The sequence below is a fragment of the Pseudofrankia sp. EUN1h genome (assembly GCF_001854645.1).
GTDB classification, from domain to species: Bacteria; Actinomycetota; Actinomycetes; order Frankiales; family Frankiaceae; genus Pseudofrankia; species Pseudofrankia saprophytica.
Genome location: NZ_MBLN01000025.1, coordinates 332,990 through 352,847, shown reverse-complemented (window position 1 = coordinate 352,847; position 19,858 = coordinate 332,990). Strand labels below are relative to the sequence as shown.

The 19,858-nt window shown below is 71.6% G+C and carries 19 protein-coding genes; 9 read left to right on the top strand and 10 right to left on the bottom strand.

Going from position 1 to position 19,858, the window contains the following annotated elements; translation table 11 throughout:
- Nucleotides 1–42 precede the first annotated feature (42 nt).
- Genes BCD49_RS07795 through BCD49_RS07785 form a run of 3 tightly spaced genes read left to right on the top strand, consistent with a single transcriptional unit; the run spans nt 43 to nt 3,220 of the window.
- Nucleotides 43–1,359, top strand: a complete 1,317-nt coding sequence (locus BCD49_RS07795) for a polyamine ABC transporter substrate-binding protein (protein WP_007511740.1) — start codon at nt 43–45, stop codon at nt 1,357–1,359.
- On the top strand, nt 1,356–2,288 hold the full coding sequence (locus BCD49_RS07790; RefSeq protein WP_007511743.1) for an ABC transporter permease: 933 nt from the start codon (nt 1,356–1,358) through the stop codon (nt 2,286–2,288). The genes BCD49_RS07795 and BCD49_RS07790 overlap by 4 nt, the downstream gene beginning before the upstream one ends.
- On the top strand, nt 2,285–3,220 hold the full coding sequence (locus BCD49_RS07785; RefSeq protein ID WP_007511745.1) for an ABC transporter permease: 936 nt from the start codon (nt 2,285–2,287) through the stop codon (nt 3,218–3,220). The genes BCD49_RS07790 and BCD49_RS07785 overlap by 4 nt, the downstream gene beginning before the upstream one ends.
- Before the next feature lie 79 nt (nt 3,221–3,299).
- Here the strand turns inward: BCD49_RS07785 and BCD49_RS44005 are convergent, their stop codons facing one another.
- Together BCD49_RS44005 and BCD49_RS07780 are read right to left on the bottom strand one after the other, a co-directional pair.
- Nucleotides 3,300–3,431 (bottom strand): DLW-39 family protein, encoded by a 132-nt coding sequence (locus tag BCD49_RS44005; protein ID WP_007511748.1) that lies wholly within the window; start codon nt 3,429–3,431, stop codon nt 3,300–3,302.
- Between the two features lie 141 nt (nt 3,432–3,572).
- Nucleotides 3,573–4,115: a YbhB/YbcL family Raf kinase inhibitor-like protein gene (locus BCD49_RS07780; protein WP_071041314.1), complete on the bottom strand. Its 543-nt coding sequence runs from the start codon at nt 4,113–4,115 to the stop codon at nt 3,573–3,575.
- Nucleotides 4,116–4,225: 110 nt separating this feature from the next.
- Here BCD49_RS07780 and BCD49_RS07775 point away from each other — a divergent pair, with 110 nt between their 5' ends.
- A complete protein-coding gene (locus BCD49_RS07775; protein WP_007511752.1) occupies nt 4,226–4,564 on the top strand; it encodes a P-II family nitrogen regulator in 339 nt (112 codons plus the stop codon).
- A 401-nt stretch (nt 4,565–4,965) separates the two neighbouring features.
- Here the strand turns inward: BCD49_RS07775 and BCD49_RS07770 are convergent, their stop codons facing one another.
- The gene (locus tag BCD49_RS07770) at nt 4,966–5,796 is read right to left on the bottom strand and encodes a DedA family protein (RefSeq protein WP_007511754.1); all 831 of its coding nucleotides are present in this window, start codon (nt 5,794–5,796) and stop codon (nt 4,966–4,968) included.
- Nucleotides 5,797–6,241: 445 nt separating this feature from the next.
- Here BCD49_RS07770 and BCD49_RS07765 point away from each other — a divergent pair, with 445 nt between their 5' ends.
- Nucleotides 6,242–7,426: a lipase family protein gene (locus BCD49_RS07765; RefSeq protein WP_232793941.1), complete on the top strand. Its 1,185-nt coding sequence runs from the start codon at nt 6,242–6,244 to the stop codon at nt 7,424–7,426.
- Between the two features lie 215 nt (nt 7,427–7,641).
- Nucleotides 7,642–8,640, top strand: a complete 999-nt coding sequence (locus BCD49_RS07760) for an ROK family protein (RefSeq protein ID WP_083401332.1) — start codon at nt 7,642–7,644, stop codon at nt 8,638–8,640.
- Nucleotides 8,641–8,650: 10 nt separating this feature from the next.
- Here the strand turns inward: BCD49_RS07760 and BCD49_RS07755 are convergent, their stop codons facing one another.
- The 5 genes from BCD49_RS07755 to BCD49_RS07735 all read right to left on the bottom strand — a co-directional run bounded on the left by BCD49_RS07755 (nt 8,651) and on the right by BCD49_RS07735 (nt 14,286).
- The gene (locus BCD49_RS07755) at nt 8,651–9,883 is read right to left on the bottom strand and encodes an RNA polymerase sigma factor (protein WP_007511757.1); all 1,233 of its coding nucleotides are present in this window, start codon (nt 9,881–9,883) and stop codon (nt 8,651–8,653) included.
- A complete protein-coding gene (locus tag BCD49_RS07750; protein ID WP_007511758.1) occupies nt 9,880–10,203 on the bottom strand; it encodes a YciI family protein in 324 nt (107 codons plus the stop codon). The genes BCD49_RS07755 and BCD49_RS07750 overlap by 4 nt, the downstream gene beginning before the upstream one ends.
- A 578-nt stretch (nt 10,204–10,781) precedes the next feature.
- Complete coding sequence (locus BCD49_RS07745; protein ID WP_007511759.1) at nt 10,782–12,242, bottom strand: alpha/beta hydrolase family protein; 1,461 nt, start codon at nt 12,240–12,242, stop codon at nt 10,782–10,784.
- Nucleotides 12,243–12,353: 111 nt separating this feature from the next.
- Complete coding sequence (locus BCD49_RS43090) at nt 12,354–12,599, bottom strand: TnsA endonuclease N-terminal domain-containing protein (RefSeq protein ID WP_157845179.1); 246 nt, start codon at nt 12,597–12,599, stop codon at nt 12,354–12,356.
- A 154-nt stretch (nt 12,600–12,753) separates the two neighbouring features.
- Complete coding sequence (locus tag BCD49_RS07735) at nt 12,754–14,286, bottom strand: MFS transporter (protein WP_007511761.1); 1,533 nt, start codon at nt 14,284–14,286, stop codon at nt 12,754–12,756.
- Between the two features lie 151 nt (nt 14,287–14,437).
- Here BCD49_RS07735 and BCD49_RS07730 point away from each other — a divergent pair, with 151 nt between their 5' ends.
- Nucleotides 14,438–15,049 carry a TetR/AcrR family transcriptional regulator gene (locus tag BCD49_RS07730; RefSeq protein ID WP_007511762.1) on the top strand — a complete coding sequence of 204 codons (612 nt, stop codon included), beginning with the start codon at nt 14,438–14,440 and terminating at the stop codon, nt 15,047–15,049.
- 289 nt (nt 15,050–15,338) lie between these two features.
- Here the strand turns inward: BCD49_RS07730 and BCD49_RS07725 are convergent, their stop codons facing one another.
- Nucleotides 15,339–16,298, bottom strand: coding sequence for an NADP-dependent oxidoreductase (locus tag BCD49_RS07725; RefSeq protein WP_071041313.1), 960 nt, complete (start codon nt 16,296–16,298; stop codon nt 15,339–15,341).
- 96 nt (nt 16,299–16,394) lie between these two features.
- On the opposite strand from BCD49_RS07725, the gene BCD49_RS07720 reads away from it, so the two are divergent.
- Both BCD49_RS07720 and BCD49_RS07715 read left to right on the top strand, forming a co-directional pair.
- Nucleotides 16,395–16,967: a TetR/AcrR family transcriptional regulator gene (locus BCD49_RS07720; RefSeq protein ID WP_007511765.1), complete on the top strand. Its 573-nt coding sequence runs from the start codon at nt 16,395–16,397 to the stop codon at nt 16,965–16,967.
- Nucleotides 16,968–17,254: 287 nt separating this feature from the next.
- Complete coding sequence (locus BCD49_RS07715; RefSeq protein WP_007511766.1) at nt 17,255–18,034, top strand: hypothetical protein; 780 nt, start codon at nt 17,255–17,257, stop codon at nt 18,032–18,034.
- A 53-nt stretch (nt 18,035–18,087) separates the two neighbouring features.
- Here BCD49_RS07715 and BCD49_RS07710 read toward each other — a convergent pair whose 3' ends face one another.
- Complete coding sequence (locus BCD49_RS07710; RefSeq protein ID WP_007511767.1) at nt 18,088–19,821, bottom strand: serine/threonine-protein kinase; 1,734 nt, start codon at nt 19,819–19,821, stop codon at nt 18,088–18,090.
- Nucleotides 19,822–19,858 lie beyond the last annotated feature (37 nt).

Sequence of the window (19,858 nt, the reverse complement as noted above, 5' to 3'; positions counted from 1 at the left end):
CCAAGAACCACAGTTCGACTGCACCCGTGGAGGACCCCCATCGTGACGACTCACGACAGCTCGGACCGTCCCGGCGCGCACCAGGCGCCCGCCCCCGCGACCCTCGGGACAGCGGCCGCCGGAGGTGCGAAAGAAGATCATTCTCGCACCTCCTTTGGCTCAGCCGTCGACCCGGCGCTCCTGCGCGGGCTGACCCAGCCCAGGCTGGGCCGTCGCGACGTCTTCCGGCTGGGTGGCCTCGCCGGCGCGGCCGCGTTGCTGGCCGCCTGCGGGGTCAAGGGCGAGAAGAAGGACGACTCGGCCAGCGTCGCGCCCAGCGACTTCTGGGCCGGCAAGACCAAGACCAACACGCTCGACTTCTCGAACTGGCCGCTCTACATCGACGTGTCGGACGACGGGAAGTCCAACCCGTCGCTGGACAAGTTCAAGGCCGACACGGGGATCAAGGTCAACTACCGCGAGGACATCCAGGACAACGAGTCGTACTTCGGCAAGGTCCGGCCGAGCCTCGCCGCCGGGAAGTCGATCGGTGCCGACCTGATCGTCATCACCAACGGCATCTTCCTCGACAAGTTCATCCAGCTCGGCTATCTCGCGCCGCTCGACCAGGCGAAGCTGCCGACGTTCGCGGCGAACGCGGACGCCAGCGTGAAGAACCCGTCGTACGACCCGGGGAACAAGTACACGGTCGCCTGGCAGTCCGGCCTCACCGGCATCGCGTACGACCCGGACAAGACCGGCCGGGAGATCACCAGCTACGAGGACCTGTTCGACCCGAAGTTCGCGGGCCACGTCGGCATGTTCGGTGACAACCTCGACCTGCCGAACCTGGCGCTCGTCGGCATCGGGGTGAACCCGGAGAAGTCCACCCCGGACGACTGGAAGAAGGCCGCCGAGAAGCTGAACAAGCAGCGCACCGACGGCATCGTCCGCAAGTACTACACGCAGGACTACATCGACGCACTGGCGTCCGGTGACCTGTGGATCTCGATGGCGTGGTCCGGGGACGTGTACCAGCAGGTCGCGGAAGGCAAGAACCTGCGGTTCGTCGTGCCCAAGGAGGGCGGGATCCTCTGGACCGACAACCTGTGTATCCCGATCACCGCCCAGCACCCGGTCGACGCGATCACCTACATGGACTACGTGTACAAGCCGGAGATCGCCGCGATGCTGGCCGAGTACATCAACTACATCACCCCGGTGCCGTCGGCCAAGCAGGACGTCTCCCCGGCGCTCGCCGACTCGCCGCTGATCTTCCCGAGCGAGAGTGACCTCGCGAAGACCCACCGTTTCCGCGTCCTCACCACCGACGAGGAAACCGAGTGGAACAAGATCTTCCAGCCGGTCTACCAGTCGTGACCGCCGAGTCCGCGGCCCCCGTCGCCCCTGCCCCGGGGGCCCCTGGCCCCCGGGGCAGGCGGCGGGGCGGGCGGTGGCGCTCGCCGCTGGCCCCGTACCTGCTGGCGCTGCCGGGCGGGCTGTGGCTCGCCATCTTCTTCGTCGTCCCGATGCTGGTCATGCTCTCGGTCTCCCTGCAGACCGGGAACGTCGTGGACGGCTTCGCGCAGACCTTCCACTTCGCGGTCTACCCCGACGCGATCAGGCAGTACTCCGACCAGTTCATCCGGTCCTTCGTCTACGGCGGGATCTGCACCGTCCTGTGCGTCGTGCTCGCCTACCCGATGGCGTACTGGATCGCCTTCCACGGCGGACGGCGCCGCTCGACCTACCTGTTCCTGGTCCTGCTGCCGTTCTTCGTCTCGTTCGTGATCAGGACGGTCTCCTGGAAGTTCCTGCTGGCCGACGACGGCGTGCTGCTGGGCAACCTGAAGGACCTTGGCCTGTTGCCGGGTGACTTCCGGGTGCTCGCCACCTCGACGGCGGTCATCGGGGGCCTGACCTACAACTCGTTCCCGTTCATGCTGCTGCCGATCTACGTCGCCCTGGAGCGGATGGACCCGAAGCTGCTCGAGGCCGCCGACGACCTCTACGCGGGCCGGGCGGCGGTGTTCGGCCGGGTGGTGCTGCCGCTGTCGATGCCCGGCGTGTTCGCCGGGGTGCTGCTCACCTTCGTGCCCGCGACCTCGGACTACGTCAACGCCTCGATCCTCGGCGGCACGGGCGACACGATGATCGGCAACATCATCCAGACCACGTTCCTGACGAACGCGGACTATCCGCTGGCGTCCGCGATCTCGTTCATCCTGATGGTGATCCTGCTCATCGGGATCTTCGTCTACGCGCGCGTGCTGGGCACCCGCGACGTCTTCGAGATGGGCACCCGATGAGCACGGCCGCGCCCGGTGCCTCGGCTGCGGCCGCGGCCGCCACTGCCACGGCCACGGCAGAAGCCACGGCCACGTCCACGACGCCGAAGGGCCGGCCCAGGGCCAGGCGTCCGCGCGGCCGGCTCGGCGAGCACCTGCTGCGGTTCTACACCTGGGTGATCCTGCTGTGGCTGGTCGCGCCGATCATCTCGATGATCGTCTTCAGCTTCAACGACACGCACAGCAAGCAGAACAACACGTGGCAGGGATTCACCCTCACCTGGTGGAAGCGCATCGGCGCCATTCCCGACCTGACCACCGCGCTGGAGAACTCGCTCACGATCGCGCTGCTGTCGACCCTCATCGCGACCGTGCTCGGCACGATGATCGGCATGGCGATCGGCAAGCACGCGTTCCGCGGCAAGGGCGCCGTGAACCTGCTGCTGTTCGCCAACATCGCCGCGCCCGAGGTGGTGCTCGGCGCGTCACTGCTGTCGCTGTTCATCACGCTTGGCATCCCGCGCGGATACCTGACGATCCTCATCGCGCACGCGATGTTCAACATCGCGTATGTCGCGGTGGTGGTCAGTACGCGGCTGGCCAGCTACGACCTGAGCCTCGAGGAGGCGGCCCGCGACCTGGGCGCCGGTCCGTTCGCGACGTTCCGGCTGGTCACGCTGCCCATCATCTTCCCGGGCGTCATGTCGGGTGCGCTGCTCGCGTTCTCGCTGTCGATCGACGAGTACATCATGACGCAGTTCAACGCGGGCGGGACGCTCACGTTCCCGCTGTGGGTCTTCGGGGCGACCAGGGTCGGCGTCCCGCCGCAGGTGAACGTGATGGCCACGATCATCTTCATGGGCGGTGTGCTGCTCGCCGTCCTGGGCGCGACCATCGGCCGAGGCCGGCGCCCTCGACCACCGGCCGAGGACACAGCCAGCGTTCCGGCCTGACTCGGCGATGTCAGCCGGCGGGGCCTGCGCGCGAACAGCCCGAACAGCCCGAACCGAACAGCCCGAACAGTTCCGCGGGTCAGTCCTGGCCGGTGCTGGCGGAGGTCGCCTCCCGCCACAGATCGATCTGCTCGCCCTTGTCCCGGCGCCAGCGGGCGGCCAGCGCGGCGGCACTGGCCACCGCGGCGATCAACGCAAGCTTGCGCATCATCGGACGCTCTCCTTGTCCTGGTTGCTGGGCTCCCGCCCCCGCGTCGTCACGGTATCCCGGGGGCCTCGCGGCCGCGATCGGGCGCTGAGCCCGACCTGCCCGGGTTGGCCGCCGGCCCGGCGCTCAGTGCTGGTAGATGACTCAGTGCTGGTAGGTCGCTCGCAGGACGCCGCGGGCCAGCGTGTGGAACGCGAGATTGAAGCCCACGACGGCGGGCGAGACCGCGTCGTTGATCTCCAGCTTCGGCACGTCCACCGCGTGGACGACGAACACGTACCGGTGCGGGCGGTCGCCCGCCGGCGGTGCCGCGCCGCCGTAGTTCTTCGTCCCCCAGTCGCACGCCACGTGGTAGGCGCCCGCGGGCAGACCGGTGAGGTCGCCCGAGGCCGCGCCGGTCGCGAGCTCGGTGACCGAGGCCGGGACGTCGACGAGCACCCAGTGCCAGAACCCGGAGCCCGTCGGCGCGTCCGGGTCGTAGCAGCTGATGACGAAGCTGGCCGTCTCGGCCGGGAACCCGGACCAGGACAGCTGCGGAGAGAGGTCCTCCCCACCGGCGCTGYTGTGCACCTGGGCCAGGGGCAGCGGCTCGCCGTCGGTCAGGTCCGTGYTCGCCACGGCGAAGCCGGGAGCGGGCGGCAGCAGGTCGAGCGGGTCCGGCGCCAGTGCGCGGTCGGCCAGCGACATACGGCGTTCCTCCAGAAGAGCAAGGGTGGGCAGCGCGGCCCGGCACGCGTCGGCTCTACGCTTTGGCGGAACGAAAACCCGCAGTCCGAGCGCATGAGTGGGGCCTGGTCGTGAAGCTTGTCACCGCAATTCTCCGCCCGCACCGGGTGGCCGACGTGCGCGCCGCGCTGACCACTTTCGGTATTCATGGCATGACTACTAGCCAGGTAACCGGTTACGGTATGGAACTTTGGCGTACCAGTTCGTATAGGGGGCAGGCCTTCCACGACGAGACCGTCAGTAACGTTCGGCTGGAGATCGTCACCGACGATGCCGACGCGGAGGACGTCGTCAACGTCATCCTGCGCTCGGCCGCGAGTACCGCGAGCGGTGCCGGGAAGGTCTGGATCACCCCGGTCCACACGCTGGCCAGGGTGCGTACCGGCGAGCGTGGTACCGACGCGCTCTGAGTTCCACCCGCGGCGAGCTCACGTGCCGCGAGTTCCAGACGATGCGTATTCAGATGTCGTCTGTTGTGCCGTGCCGGCCCGAGATGGCGTAAGCTAACCTCGTCTCGGTCGTCCTGCTCGTCGAATCCCCCCGTATCGACGAGCAGGCGATCGGGATTTTTCGTGTCCGCCGTGCCTCAGGCGGCTTCACCCAGGTTCTGCTGCCGCGTCGCGGTGGGCACCGAGCGTGCTCGGCCATCGCTGTCGGAGTTCCAGAAACCCGGGATCCCGTTGGGACGGCGGCCCGCGGCGGACGGTCCGCGCCCGCGACACCGTGACGGGTCGGCCTGCGGCTGCGGCTCGCGGCCGTGCGGCTCGCGTAGGTCGGGCAGATCGGGCAGATCGGGGCGGGGGCCCAGCCCTCAACGCCGGTGGCGGCCGCCACCGGCGGCCCGGCGGGGCGGCGCGGTCGACGGCTGGACGGACGGGCGAAGACGCGAGCGGACGAGGACCTGGGTCGTGTCGTGGCCCATGGGAAGTACCTCGTCGTCCCCCAGCGTCTCGTAGAGCGCGTCGTCGCCTCTCTCAGAGCGGGCGGCGGCGCCAGCGCCAGCGCGGCGCTTGGCCGAGCGGCGGGCGCGCAGGACCTCGAAGCCGATCGGGACCACCGAGATCAGGACGATGAGGACGAGAATCGCCTCGATGTTGTTCCGGATGAAGCCGATCTGGCCGAGGAAGTACCCGAGGGCGGTGACGCCGCAGCCCCAGAGCACGGCACCGACCAGGTTGTACATGACGAACGTGCGGTAGTTCATCCGGCTCACGCCGGCGATGATCGGCGTGAAGGTGCGGATCACCGGCACGAAGCGGGCCAGCACGATCGACTGGGGGCCGTGCCGCTCGAAGAAGGCGTGCGCCTTCTCGACGTTCTCCTGCTTGAACAGCCGAGAGCTCGGGCGGCGGAACAGCGTGGGGCCGACCTTGCGGCCGAACAGGTAGCCGGTCTGGTCACCGGCCGCGGCCGCCAGGCCGATCAACAGGCAGGCGACCCAGATGGGGGTGGAGACCTCGCCGCGCGCGATCAGCATGCCGAACGTGAACAACACCGAGTCGCCCGGCAGGAAGAAGCCGATGAGCAGTCCCGACTCGGCGAACACGAGGATCAGGATCGCCACGAGGCCGGCCTTGGCCAGGGTGTCGGCGTTCAGGAAGGCGGGCAGGGCAAGCGTGTTCGCCGCGATCGAGGTGGTCACAGTGCGGGCCTCCGGGAGCGGACGCGGACGCGAGGATGGCCAGCCGCCCGCGGGAACGGCATGCCCGCCCGTCGATGGCCCAGTCCGTGGGTCCAGATCAGGGTAACCAGCGCCTCCGCTCGCCCGGCCGGCGGCTGCCGGGCGAGCGACCCGACCCGGCCGCTGTGTCTTGGTTCATACCCGTCGCCGGTGGGGCCTCGCGGTTCCGGTCCAGGACGCGTGATCCCGACGCCGAGTTGGACCTGGGGCCACTGGTTTTGGCGCAGATCAGTGATCGGTTGTGTCTCCGGCCAAATCGGCCGTCATGGACTCACGTGAAACATTCGCGAACACAGGGGGTGATTAACCTCTATGTGTGCGGGCGCGGCGATCCCCGGGCGGACCGGGCGGACGAGGGGCACGGCGACGGCTGACGGGCGTCGCCGCGGCTCTGGCTGTCGCGTGCGTGACCGCGTCGCTGGCCGCCTGCGGCTCCGGCGGTGACGGTGGTGCCCGCCCGGCGCCCGCCACGTCGGCGGCGACCGTGCCGACGCAGGCGGGCACCGAGCTACCAGCGGATATCAGCCCGGGCGCGCCGGGCGAGCTGATCTCGGCGACGGCGCTCGCCGCGTCGGACGGGCTGGCGGCCTGGCGGGTCGTCTACCACACGCGCGACCAGAACGGCGCGGACGTCGCGGCGTCGGGGCTGGTCGTCACGCCGGCGGCCGGGCAGGGCGGCGCCGTCCCGGCCGGGGGCCGGCCGGTGGTCGCCTTCGGGCACGGCACGACCGGCGTCGGCGACAGCTGCGCGCCATCCAGGGCCAACCCGCCGCTGTCCGCCATCGGCGGCGCGCTCGGGCTGGTGACGCAGGGGTACGTGCTCGCCGCCGCCGACTACATCGGGCTCGGCACTCCCGGCGAGCACGCGATCTACGTCGCCCGTCCGGAGGGCCAGGCGCTGCTCGACGTGGTCCGGGCCGCTCGGGAGCTCCCGGCGGCGCACGCCGGCGCGAGCGTGGTCATCTGGGGCTACTCGCAGGGTGGCCAGGCCGCTCTGGCCGCCGGAGCGCTCGCCGCCCGCTACGCGCCCGAACTCCGCCTCCGCGGGGTGGTGGCGACCGCGCCCCTGGCCGACCTGCCGAACTCGCTGCGCAGCCTGCTCGCCGAGCCCAACGGGGTCGCCTACCTGCTGCTGGCGGCGCTAGGTGTCTCCGTGATCGATCCCGGCGTACGGCTTTCCGACGACCTCACCCCGCAGGGGAAGCGGCTGTTGTCGATCGCCCGGAACAAGTGCGCGCTGGACCTGCTCGTGGCAAGCGCCGGGCAGACCGGTACGACGGTGTTCGTCCACGACCCGCTGACCACCGAGCCCTACGCCTCGGTGTTCGCCGCCCAGCACGCCTCGGTCATAGCGCCGATGCCGCCTGTGCTGGTCCTGCAGGGCGACATCGACGACGTCATCCGTCAGCCCATCACGGACGGTGTGGTGCGCGACCTGTGCGCCGCCGGTACGGCGGTCGAATACCACCGCTACGCGATCGCGGATCACAGCACGGTCGTCGGCGCGTCCTCTCCCGAGATGTACAGCTGGATCGCGGACCGGTTCGCCGCCGTCGCACCGCCGGTCCACAACATCTGCGCTGGCCTCTAGCGACCTTCCCGCCGGCCAGTCGGAGCCGCCCGGTCGACCCGGCGGCGGCTGCGCGACGATAGCGCGGCCCTGGGTGGCGCACTGGGCACCAAAGTCGKGGCGCTACTGGCTGATATGGGCCGCGGCTCGCGTCGACTGGGTGACACTCGCGTCGACTGGGTGGCAACTGGGCCGAAGGTGGTTCGGCCTCGCTGGGAGAGACGGAGAATGGCGCGGTGACTCAGGACGGCGTACCACGCGCGGGCGGCGCGGGCACGGACCCGGTTCTTGGCCTCGACCTCGGCGGCACGTCGATCAAGTGGGTGACCATGGTCGATGGCACGGTGACCAACAAGGGTCAGGTGCCCACGCCGCGGACGGGCGTCGACGACGTGCTGCGCGCGCTCGCCGGTCTCGCCGCCGAGGTCCCGGAGRCTCGGGCGATCGGCATCGCGGTGGCGGGCGCGCTCGACCCGGTCGCCGGCAAGCTGCTCGTCGTCCCGAACATCCCCGGGGACTGGCCCACCCGAGCGATCGGCCCCGAGCTCGCGGACGCCATCGGGCGGCCGGTCAACCTCGCCAACGACGCGCGTGCCTTCGCCTATGGCCAGCTGCGCCACGGCGCCGCCGCGGCGGCCAACGACGCGATCTTCGTGACGCTCGGCACCGGCATCGGCGGCGCGATCGCCTCCGACGGCCAGCTGCGACTCGGCTACCACCGCCGTGGCGGCGAGATCGGGCACGTGCCGGTCGAGCCCGAGGACGGCCGCAAGTGCGGTTGCGGGGCGATCGGCTGCCTGGAGACCATCGCGGGTGGTCGGGCGCTGGCCGAGATGGGCGCCGACCTGGTCCGGACCGGCTCCGCGCCGGCGCTCGCCGCGGCGGTCGAGGGCCGGCCCGAGCTGGTCACGCCCGGGCACGTGGTCAAGCTCGCCTCCGTCGAGCCGGCGTGCGCGCGCCTCGTCGCCCGAGCCGGCAGGGCGCTGGGCATCGTGCTGGCCTGCCTGGCGAACGCGCTGGCACCCGAGATCATCGTGTTCGGCGGCGGGGTGTCGGCCGGTCTGTCGGCCTTCCGCCCGCACCTCGACGACATCATGTCCCGCTACACCGTGCTCGTGGAGAACCCGCGGATCGCCACCGCCATCGACGGTTTCGCCGGTGCGGTCGGCGCCGGCGCCTGGGCGGCCGAACCGCCGGTCGGCTACCCGCCCGCGATCGCCCCCGGCGTCCGCTGACGTCGACTCGTTACCCCAGTTGGTCGCGGCGGCGCCTCAGGTAGGCGGTCTCGGCGGTGTTGCCCGCCAGCTCGATGGCTCTGTCGTAGGCGCCGCGGGACTCCTGGCTGTTGCCGAGGCGGCGTAGGAGGTCGGCGCGGGTCACGTGGTAGGCGTGATATCCGGCCAGCCTGCCCTCGAGGCGGTCGACGGCCGCCAATGCCACCTCCGGGCCGTCGAGCTCGGCGATCGCGATGGCCCGGTTGAGGGCGACGATCGGCGAGGGGTCGAGACGGGCGAGCTGGTCGTACAGCGCGACGACCTGCGACCAGTCGGTGTCGCGCATGTCGCGGGCGGAGGTGTGCACGGCGTTGATCGCCGCGAGGATCTGGTAGCGGCCAGGGGCCACCGCGGCGGCCAGGCGCTCGCGCACCAGCCGATGACCCTCGGCGATCAGCGCCGCGTCCCAGGCGCCGCGGTCCTGCTCGCCAAGGGCGACCAGCTCGCCGCTCGCCGATACCCGGGCGGTGCGGCGGGCCTCGGTCAGGAGCATCAGCGCCAGCAGCCCGGCCACCTCACCGTCCCGCGGCATGAGGGCACGGATCAGGCGAGCGAGCCGGATCGCCTCGGCGGTCAGGTCATGACGTACGGGATCGGTGTCGGGACCGGTCGCCAGGTAGCCCTCGTTGAAGACGAAGTAGAGGACGGCCAGCACGCCGCGGACGCGTGCCGGGAGATCCTCCGCGGACGGCGCCCGATAGGGGATGCGGGCCGCCTTGATCTTGGCCTTCGCGCGGGTGATCCGCTGCCCCATGGCCGTCTCCTGGACCAGGAAGGCGCGGGCGATCTCGGGCACGGTCAGACCGGCGACCATGCGCAGCGTCAGCGCCACGCGGGCCTCCATCGCGAGCGCCGGGTGGCAGCAGGTGAAGATCAGCCGAAGCCGCTCGTCGTCGATGGCGCCGAGAGGCTCGGGCGGGTCGTCGTCGTACAACAGCTGAGCCTCCTTCTGCCTGATATCGCGCTTGCTCTCGCGCCGGATCCGGTCGATGGCCCTGCGGCCMGCGGTGGTGGTCAGCCAGGCGCCGGGGTTGGGCGGCACGCCGTCGGCCGGCCAGTGCTCCACCGCGGCCGCGAACGCCTCGGCCGCGGCCTCCTCGGCGATGTCGAGATCACCGAAACGCCTGGTCAGGGAGGCGACCACCCGCGCCCACTCCTCGCGGTGGGCCCGTGCGATCGCCTCCCGGACGTCGGCTCGGTTCACAGGAACGGCCGGACCTCGACCTTCCGGTTGCAGGCCTTCGACCCCTCGGCCGCCAGCTTGAGCGCCACGTCGAGGTCCGCGGCCTCGATGATCCAGAAGCCGGCGAGGAACTCCTTCGACTCCACGAAGGGCCCGTCGGTGACCATCGCCTCCTGGCCTCGGTTGTCGATCACCGTGGCCGTGTCGGGCACCCCGAGGCCGCCGGCGAAGACCCAGTGGCCCTTGGCCACGAGCCCCTCGTTGAACACGTCGATCGCGGCCTCCTCGTCCGGAGTGGCGAGGCCGGGCCCGTCAAAGATCACGGAAACCAGGTACTGCATCTCTGATCATCTCCTGCGTTTCGGGGTGCCCCTCGTGGGCGGCCCTCACCCCTACTACGAACACCTCCACCCCGATCCGACACAGCTCCCGGACTTTTTCGAGGAACCCCTGTAGGTCCCCGGTTGATCTTCCAAGCAGTTCTGCGGCGAGGTCGACGGCCGGGTTACTCGGGCGCCCACTCGGTGTCGACGTCGCCGGACCTGGCCGATTCTCCGTCCGTCTGGCTGGCGGGTGGTCGCTATGCCTGGCATGACGCGCGCTTGCGATAGTTCGGCGTCCCGGGCAAGCTGACACCTTCTCATTGGATCGCGGTTTCGGGCGGCCGGACGCCGGTCGCACCTACGGACAGCGTCGGGCAGCGGTCGCCTGGTCGACCAAGGACGATCAGCGGCGTGCCGACTGATCTTGGGCCACGGACTCGCCGGATGCGGGTGCGGTACCGCGCCCACGACGGAGAGCATGGCCCCGAGCCGCTGGGGTCAGGGAGACCGGTCAGCGAGCCGATCAGCGTCTGCAGTATGGCGAACGACAAGTCCCATCAATAATTGATCTTGGCGGGGCTTGAAGCCAAGCTGGCTTAGCGCCGGCTGTCCGGCTGGACGACGCTGAGGTCGCCGTAGCTGGACAGCGCGTCGGCCGTGTCGCCGGGCCTGCCCAGGAGCACGTGGTCCAGGAAGGCGAGACAGGCGCCGGCGGTGACCCGCAGACCCCCGGTGCGGCCCGGCGAGCCGACGATCGAAGGCACGGGCGGTAGGTAGAGGGGCGCGTCCGTGAAGGTGAGATGCGCGGCGCCGGGGACGGTGAGCAGGTAGCTGGGCCCGGCGCTGAGGCTGAGGACCTTGGTGAGGCGGGGGAGGTAGTCCGGGCTGGGTGTGCCGATGGTGCTGGTGAGGGCGAGCGCCGGTTGGTGGTAGGGGCGCGGGGTGGGGTCGTGGGAATAGCCGTCCAGGTCGATGACGGCCGCGAACCGGGGGTCCTGGTGGGCTGCCTGCAGTGCGGCGCTGCCGCCGAAGGAGTGGCCGGTCACCGCGACCCGCGCGGTGTCGAGACGTCCGGACAGGGGGCCAGGGATCTGCCCGTGCTCCACGCGGTCGAGCTGGGTGAGGACGAAGCTGAGATCGGCGGCGCGGATCGCGGTCGCGGAGGCCGCTTGATTTTCGCCCTCTGCCCGGTCGCTGGTGGCGCCGAGCCTGGTACGGATCACGCGGCCGTCGGTGAGCACGACGGCCGCGGAGTCGTAGGGGTGGTCGAGGGCCGCGACGACATAGCCGTGGCTGGCCAGCTCCTCCGCCCACGCCGTGTTCTGCGTTCGCACTCCTCCCGCCCCGGGGGAGAACAGCACGATGGGGAACCGTTCGCCTCCGGGGGCCGGCGGGGCGTCGGGCACCGCGTGCGTGCGCGCCCGCGGAAGGCCGTCGAGCAGGAAGCCGGGGACGCCGACATAGTGCGCCAGCGCGTCGGAGACGGTGCGCGCCTCGGCCTGCGTGCGTCCCAGGTACGGGGCGCGCTGCGCGCCTGCGGGGCTCTGCCGCGCGGGGTACCAGAGTTGGACCACGACCGTGCGTCGGTCGTGGGGGTCGGCCGTGGCGGTCTCGGCGCGCGCCGGGTCCGTCCACTGCACCACGCTGGTGCCAACGGCGGAGCTCCCCGACGGCTTGGGGAACACCGGCCTGGGCAGTGCCCAGGCTGTCGCGGGGCCCGAGGCGATCAGACCGAGGCACAGCGCCGATCCTGGCAGCGCGAGCCACCATGGGGCCCGGCGCGGCGAGCGGTCATCGCGTAGGGGCAGTAGCGGAGCGAGGGCGAACGGGGCGGCCGCAGCCGCGCCGACGAGTACCGGCACCACCTGCCAGCGCAGCCCCACCACGCCCAGCACCAGTCCGGAGAGCGCGACGGTTGCCACCGAGCCGAACGTCAGTGGCCGACGGGCAGCCGCGGGGAGCCAGCGCGCCACCACCAGGGCGACCGCGCCGAGCACCAGCAGGACTTCCAGGGGGGACATCCGCAGTCCCTCGACGATCTGGGTCACGTGCACCATGCTGGATCCACATGCACGCCGCCACATCGGCCGCAAGATCGAAATCGTGTGCTACCTGGGGCTTACCGAAGGTGTGCTCGGCATCCGCCTCAGTGCGTACTGTCGAGGGGATCAAGCCAAGACACGGCGAGGGGCGTGGCCGTCCGGCTCGCTGAAGACCTCGAACGCCCAGCCGTGAGCGGTCGCGACCTGCCCGGTCCACGCGAAAGTGAACGCCACCTTCTCGTCGGCCAGCCGCCGACGAGGCTTCACGTCCACCACCGTGACCAGGCCATCTTCGCGGACCGCGACGAAGTCCGGCACATGACGACGCGCCGCGCCCTCGACCCTCGCCACGAGCTGGAACGGCTGCGACACGATCCTCCGCAACCGGCTGTCCCGGTCCGCCAGCAGCAGCCAGGCCAGTCGCCGGCGCGGACCGGCCCGGGGCGGCTCGGCGGTGCCGGCCCGGATGCCACGCCCGCCGCGCCGGCGGCCGTGGATACCGAGCCGGCCTGAGCCGGCGGCGTCCTCACACCCGGGCCGCTGCCTCCGGTTCGCTGGCGTCGGCGGCACTCGTTCCGGCCGGTGGGAGGTCGGGTCGGGACGGCGGCGTGGCTCGTGAGTCCAGGCCGAACGAGGCGAGGGCCGCTGCCACGAGCGCTCCGGCCGACACGTACCAGGCGTGCTGGAAGACCGCGTGGCTCGCCGCGCCGGAGGCGCGGCCCAGGATCGCGACCAGGACGCTGATCCCGATGACCGAGCCGAGCTGGGTGGCCATCGTCACGATCGCGCTGCCGGTCGCGGAGTCCTTTGGTGGCAGGCCGACCGTGGCCCGGGTGATCGCGGTCGGCACCGCCAGGCCGTAACCCAGGCCGAGGACCACCCAGGTCGGCAGGAACGCGGCCACGAACCGGGGCTCGTCGGTGACCAGGCGGGTCAGCATGATCGTACCGACGGCGGCCAGCAGCGCGCCCGCGACCGCGATCCGTCCCGCTCGCAGCCGGGTACGTGCCTGGAGGGTCTCCGCGACCGCCGAGCCGACCGCGAACATCACCGGGCCAGGCGTGGAGGCCAGCCCGGTGCGGATCACCGAGTAGTGCCAGTGACCCTGGAGCCACAGGATCGTCGAGAGCAGCTCGATCCCGAAGGCCATGAAGGCGACGGTGGCCACCAGGTTGGCGGTGGTGAACACCCGGTCCCGGAACAGGGAGAGGGTGACGACCGGCGCCGGGTGGCGGGCGGAGCTGGCCAGGAACGACGCCAGCGCGACCGCCGCGAGGACGAACGCGACGACCACCTGGACGCTCGACCAGCCCCAGTCCGGCGCCTTGACCAGCCCCAGGGCCAGCGCGCCGATCGCGACGATGAGCAGCCCGCCGCCGCGCAGGTCGGGCAGGTGGTCGCCGGCGTCCCGGCTGCTGGGCAGGTAGCGGGCGCCCAGCACGATCGCGGCCACCGCGACCGGGATGTTCACCAGGAACAGCCACCGCCAGGACGCCTCCACGAGCAGGCCACCCAGCACCGGGCCGGAGGCGGCCGACAGCGCGCCGGTGGTGAACCAGATCTTCACGTAGGTGCCGATCTTCGCCGCCGGCGCGGTCAGCAGCACCAGGCCGAGGCTGGCCGGGGTGAGCAGGGCCGCGCCGGCGGCCTGCAGGACCCGGAACCCGACCAGCACCCAGATGTCGCCGGACAGGCCGGCGCCGATGCTGGCGACGGCGAACACGGTCAGGCCGAGCAGGAAGCCACCCTTGCGGCCGAACCGGTCCACGAGGCGGCCGGCCGGCACCAGCAGCGCGGCGTAGACGATCGCGTAGCCGTTGAGCACCCAGCTCAGGTCGGCCAGGGAACCGGCGTGGGTGCCGCGCCCAATGTCGGGCAGGCCGACGTTGGTGACCCACACGTCGAGCTGGGCCAGGAAGCTCGCGATCGACAGGATCGCCAGCAGCAGGGCCGGGGAGACGGGCCGGGCGCCGGCGCCCGCACGGCGCTGGCTCGGGATGGGCGGGACGGCGCCGAGATTGGGACCGGCCCGGTCGGGCTGGGCTTCCTGCTGAGTCATGAGGTGGCTCGCATCTCGCGGTCGGGGGCCCGGCGTGTGCGGCGCGGCGCCCGGTCGGCATGGAGGCCCAACGATCTGGACTGTTCAGTAAAGAACTCCGAGGGTTCTGGACTATTCCGCCAACAATCAGATCCGTGGATACGATCGCCCGATGGGGCGCCCACCTGGCTTTGACCGGCGGGAGGTGCTGGCGGCCGTCGAGCGCGAGTTCCGCAAGAACGGCTACGACGGGACGAGCCTCGATGACATCTCGGCCGCGACGGGGCTCGGCCGCGGCAGCCTCTACGCCGCCTTCGGCGACAAGCGCACGCTGTTCCTGACCGCGTTGGGGGACTACTGCGACCAGGACGAGGCGTCCGGCGCAGCCGCGTTGGCCGGCCCGGACGAGACCGCGATGGAGCGCCTGCGGGCCTACTTCATCGACTCCGTCGACCGGCAGCTGAACGACCCCGAGCAGCTGGCCTGCATGACCAGCCGCTTCACCGTCGAGCTGGCCGGCCGCGACCGGGACGCCACGGCACGGCTACGCCAGGGCTTCGAAGCGCAGCGGGCGGCCCTGGCCGACTGCCTGCGGGCGGCGCAGCGCAACGGCGACCTCGATCCAGCGGCCGAGCCGGTCACGCTGGCGACGTTGCTGGTCGTCGACTTCCGGGGCATCGGCTCCCTGATCGGGATTGGGCTGGACCGGGCTGAACTCGTCGCCGTCGTCGACGCGACCCTGGCCGGCCTGCCCGTGCCGCCCTCGTCGGCCGCCGCGGCCTGACTGGCGCCGGCGCGTCCACCAGGCCACGCCCTGGACCAACCCTCGGAATCTAAAGCTGATCTTGTGATCGGACCGATCTCGGCCCGTTGATCGACAATTGCGACCTGGGTGCGACAGCGAGGCTATTGCRAGAACACCCGGGCACCGAGGTCATCTGCGGCCGCCCCTGATCAGTGGTGCACCACGGCCCCATCTGTTGCGACCCCAGTGCCGCCACCGAGCAGCAGCCACGTGAACAACCGATGCGCGCGAGACCTCCCAAGATCACAATTGCCTCGACAGGCGAAGGCTAGAGGTCGATGACGACCTTGCCGTGCACATGCCGGCTGGCCTGAAGCTCGACTGCCGCGCGGATCTGCTCCACCGGGAAACTCGCCGCTATGGGCACACGGAGCTGGCCCGCCGCGACCAGGTGAGCGATCTCCTCGATGGCGCCGGGGGCGGCGTTGGCGCCGTTCGCTGGTGTGATCCCGTCGACCTGTGCGGCGATGGTGGTGATGCGCTCGTCAGGCACGCCAAGTTCTCGTGCCACTTGCATTGTCTCTGTCCMGTACAGGTCGATCGCCGCGGTGACGCCGGCGGGAGCCATGGCGCGGACTCGGTCGAGCAGGCCGTCGCCGTAGGCGACCGGCTCGGCCCCGAGGGCGCGCAGGGCGTCGGCTGATGTCGCCGATCCCGTCCCGATCACTCGTGCGCCCGCGAGGCGGGCGAGCTGGACGGCGAACACGCCGACGCCACCTCCCGCGCCGCCGATGAGCAGCGTGTCGCCCGGTCCCGGGTTGACGACGGCAAGGGCGGCCGCGGCCGTGCACCCCGCAATGGCGAGGGTGGCGGCGGTGCGGTCGTCGACTCCGTCGGGGGTCCTGTGCGCGTCGCCGCCCACCGCGATGGCCCCTGCCACGTCGATGACGACATGGTCGGCGACCGCGCGGGAAAGGGCGCCACCGAACACCCGGTCGCCGACCGCGAACGCGGTCACGCCGTCACCGACCTGGTCCACGACCCCGGCGTAGTCGGTTCCGAACCCGGACGGCAGGGTCAGGCCGAATCGTGTGGCGGTGTCCGCGTCGGAGGTGATGATCCAGTCCATCGGGTTCAGTCCAGCCGCGGTGACCCGCACGCGGATCTGCCCGGAGGCGGCCCGCGGCGCGGGTACCTCGCGGAGGCTCAGGACCTCGGGTCCGCCGAAGGACTCGAGCCGGATCGCTCGGCTGGTGGTCGCCGACGTGTGGACGCCCGGTTCCTGCATGCTCGCGTGTCTCCCTTGGCGGCGACGGACGGCGACGAAAACGGACTATGCTCCGTTTGGAGTGGGCACCGTACCACAATCGGAGCGTGTTCCGTTTTGGCAGAGTCAGACACTCGCGCGCTGCGTGCGGACGCGACCCGCAACCGCAACCAGCTCCTCGACGTGGCGACCCGCGTGTTCGTCTCTGCCGACGGCACTGAGCCGTCCATGCGCGCGATCGCACGCGAAGCTGGGGTCGGCATCGCCACGCTCTACCGACACTTCCCCACCCGCGAGTCTCTCGTCGACGCGATCTACCGTGATCAGGTCGCGCGGCTCACCGCTGGCGCCCGCGAGCTACTCGCCCAGCTTCCCCCGCCCGCGGCGCTACGACGCTGGATGGACCTGTTCGGGGACTGGATTGCGACCAAGAACGGCATGCTCGACACACTGCTCGCGATGATCGAATCAGGCGAGATCGCCCATGCCCAGACCAGGACCGAGCTGCTCGCAGCCATCGACGCCATCCTCGCCGCCGGCCGTGCGACGGGCGAGCTCCGCTCCGATGTCACCGCCGAAGACATCGCCGCCAGCCTCATCGGCATCTTCACCGTGGCCCACCCACCCGACGACGCCAGAGCAGGTCGGCTGCTGAACATTCTGATGGACGGCCTACGGCCTACACCTTGAGCCGCTCCTCTGGCGCGAACAGCGCGGCGTTCGAGGCGAGGCGATGTCAACAACCCCGTGAGAGAGAGCGCCTAGTCGAGCCCGCGCCCGCGACCACGAGCCGAAGCGCACAGAAGATCGCCTGCCTGGATCTTGTCGTTTTCGCCAGGGAGGCGACATCCGGCCTGGGAAACGACGCGCGGCACGGGAACCTACAGATTCGTATCTATCGGCGACAGTGCGTCATCGTTTATTGTGACTTAATGGAGGTTAAGCGGCAGTACACGAGGTGAGGGGCGTCTTCACGGATGAGTCGGCGTGATGATCAGATCGACCCGGCGGTGGACGAGCTGCTGACGGGGATGATGCGGCTGTGGGCCGAGGCGCCCCCGGCGGTCCGGTGGCGGGCGCTACGCGAGCTGGCCGACAACCGGGCGAGCCTGCAGGCGATGACGATCCACCAGCTGCTTCCGGAGGACGGCTCCCGCCGAGGCCTCGGCGACCTGGCTCGCGCGCTCGGCGTGACGACCAGCTGGGTCAGCCAGCTGGCCTCGCTGCCCCGCCGCCACGCCGGCCTGTTCGCCTGGGGGCGGGCGCTGGCCGTCGCGTCCGACCTGGTGGCCCTCGCCGAGCGGGCCGGCTCCAACCGGCTGTCCGGCGAGCTGTCCGGCATCGTCCGACGCGGCCTGCACGACACCAGCCCGCTGAGCGACCTGGAGGACGCGGCCAGCCGCTGGGCGCTCGCCGCCCGCCGCCAGCGCCGCGGCCCCGAGGCGGACGCGCTCGTCGAGCGCCTCGACGCCCTGCTCACGCGGGTCACCCCCGCGCTCGACCTGGACTGGCTGGCCCGCGCGGAGATCGCCCTCGGCTACCAGACCGGCCGGGCGCCCACCGCCTCTGCTGGCGTCGCGTCCGCGGCCGGAGCCTCCGCCCCCCGGGCCGTCGCCGCCGGCGCCCGCGTCACCGGTGTCGAGCCGGCGGTTCCCGCGCCACGGCACCCGGCGACCGCCGGCACGGCCGAGCCTCCACCGCGGCGCGGCCCGAGCGACCCCCTGCCCTGGAGCCGCTACCGCCTTCGCGACCGCTAGCGAACCCGGCGAGCAGCCGGCGGGCCATCCATCGGACGGCGGCGCCGAGCCGGTCAGGGCCGGCGGACCAGGGCGCCGGTCGGCCGGCCGGCGGCGGAGGAGCCGGAGATGTAGGTCAGCCTGCCGTCGGGCTCCAGACGCAGGTGGACGGCGTCACCCTGGGTGCACGCCTGCATGCCCAGGATGGTCGGGTTCTCACCGGAGCCGGGGATGTCCACGACGATCACCTCGTCGCCACCGGGGCCGCCGAACCCGGCGAACCGCAGGTCTCCCGTGCAGCGCAGCGGGCTTACGTCCACGCCGAGGACCCTGGTCAGGATGGACTCCGCGTTGCCGAGGGTCTGCCCGCTCTCGCCTGCCCGCAAGGTGATCACCACCTTCGAGACGAGACCATCCTGGGAGGTCACGTCTCCCTCCCAGGTCCCCACGTAGCCCGCGGGCAGGACACCGGGCCGTGGCGTGCCGGTCTCGCTCGGTCGCGTGGAGCCGCCGTCGGAGCTCGAGGTGCGCGCCGCACTGGTGACGGCCGGGGAGGAGACGGCCGGGGAACCGGTGGGACTGGTCGTCTCCAGGCCCTCGAGTCCGTCGTCACCCCTCGAGCCGGGCACCACCAGCAGGACGACGACCAGCAGGGCGGCGATCGCGAGACTCAGGAAGCCCGCGGCCGCGGCCGTGATGAGCCGGCGCCGACGAGGGTCGCCCGCGGGTGGCACCGGCACCGGCCCCGGCATCGGCGTAGGTGTCCGCGTCGGCGAGGCCGGGGGCGGAGGCGGGGGGATCGAGGCGGCCTCGGGTCGAGGCGATGACGGCGTGGTGGCCGTCGCGGGGCTCCACGTGTGGCTGCCCCAGGAACCCGTCGCGCGGCCCGAAGCCTGGCCGGTGGCTGGAGCGGGCGCGTCCAGGTCGAGAAGGGCGATGGCCTGCCGGCTGATGCCGGTGACGAGGTCGGCCGGCAGCCAGCCGGCCGCGACCAGCGCGGTCGCGTCGCCGCCCGGCGCGAGCGCGGCGAGCACGGCGGGCGGGGTGGGCCGGGCCGCCGGGTCCTTGTCCAGGCAGGCCCGCACGAGGTCGCGCAGATCGGCGGGCACGGCGGCGAGGCTCGGGTCGCGGGTGACCACGCTGTGCAGCACGGCGGCGACGATGGAGCCGTCGAACGGGCCGGTGCCGGTCGCGGCGAACACCAGCACGGAGCCGAGCGAGAACACGTCGCTGGCCGGCCCCGCGTCGAGGCCGCTGACCTGCTCGGGTGACATGAACGCGGGCGAGCCGATCGGTGAGCCGGTCCTGGTGAGCACCGAGGCGTCGATCGCCCGGGAGATCCCGAAGTCGATGACCCGCGGCCCGTCCAGGCTGAGCAACACGTTCGACGGCTTGAGGTCCCGGTGGACCAGGCCGACGCCGTGGATGGCGACCAGCGCCTCGGCGAGGCCGGCGCCGAGCGCGCGCACGGTGGGCGCTGGCAGCGGGCCGTGCTCGGACACCGCCTGCGTCAGCGACGGCCCGGGGATGTACGCGGTGACGAGGTAGGGGTGCTCGGCGTCCGGGTCGGCGTCGAGCAGCGGGGCGGTCCATGGGCCGCCGACCCTCCGGGCCGCGTCGACCTCCCGCCGAAACCGGGCGCGAAACGCGGGGTCGTCGGTGTACTCGGGGCGGATCACCTTGACCGCCAGGGTTCTGCCGCCGGCGCCGCGAGCCAGGTATACCCGGCCCATGCCCCCGCCACCGAGGACACCAAGCAACTGGTAGCCGCCGACGGCGCGGGGGTCGTCTGCACGGAGCGGTCTCACGCGGCGTCATCCCTCCTCGCCCCCGCGGGCCAGTGTC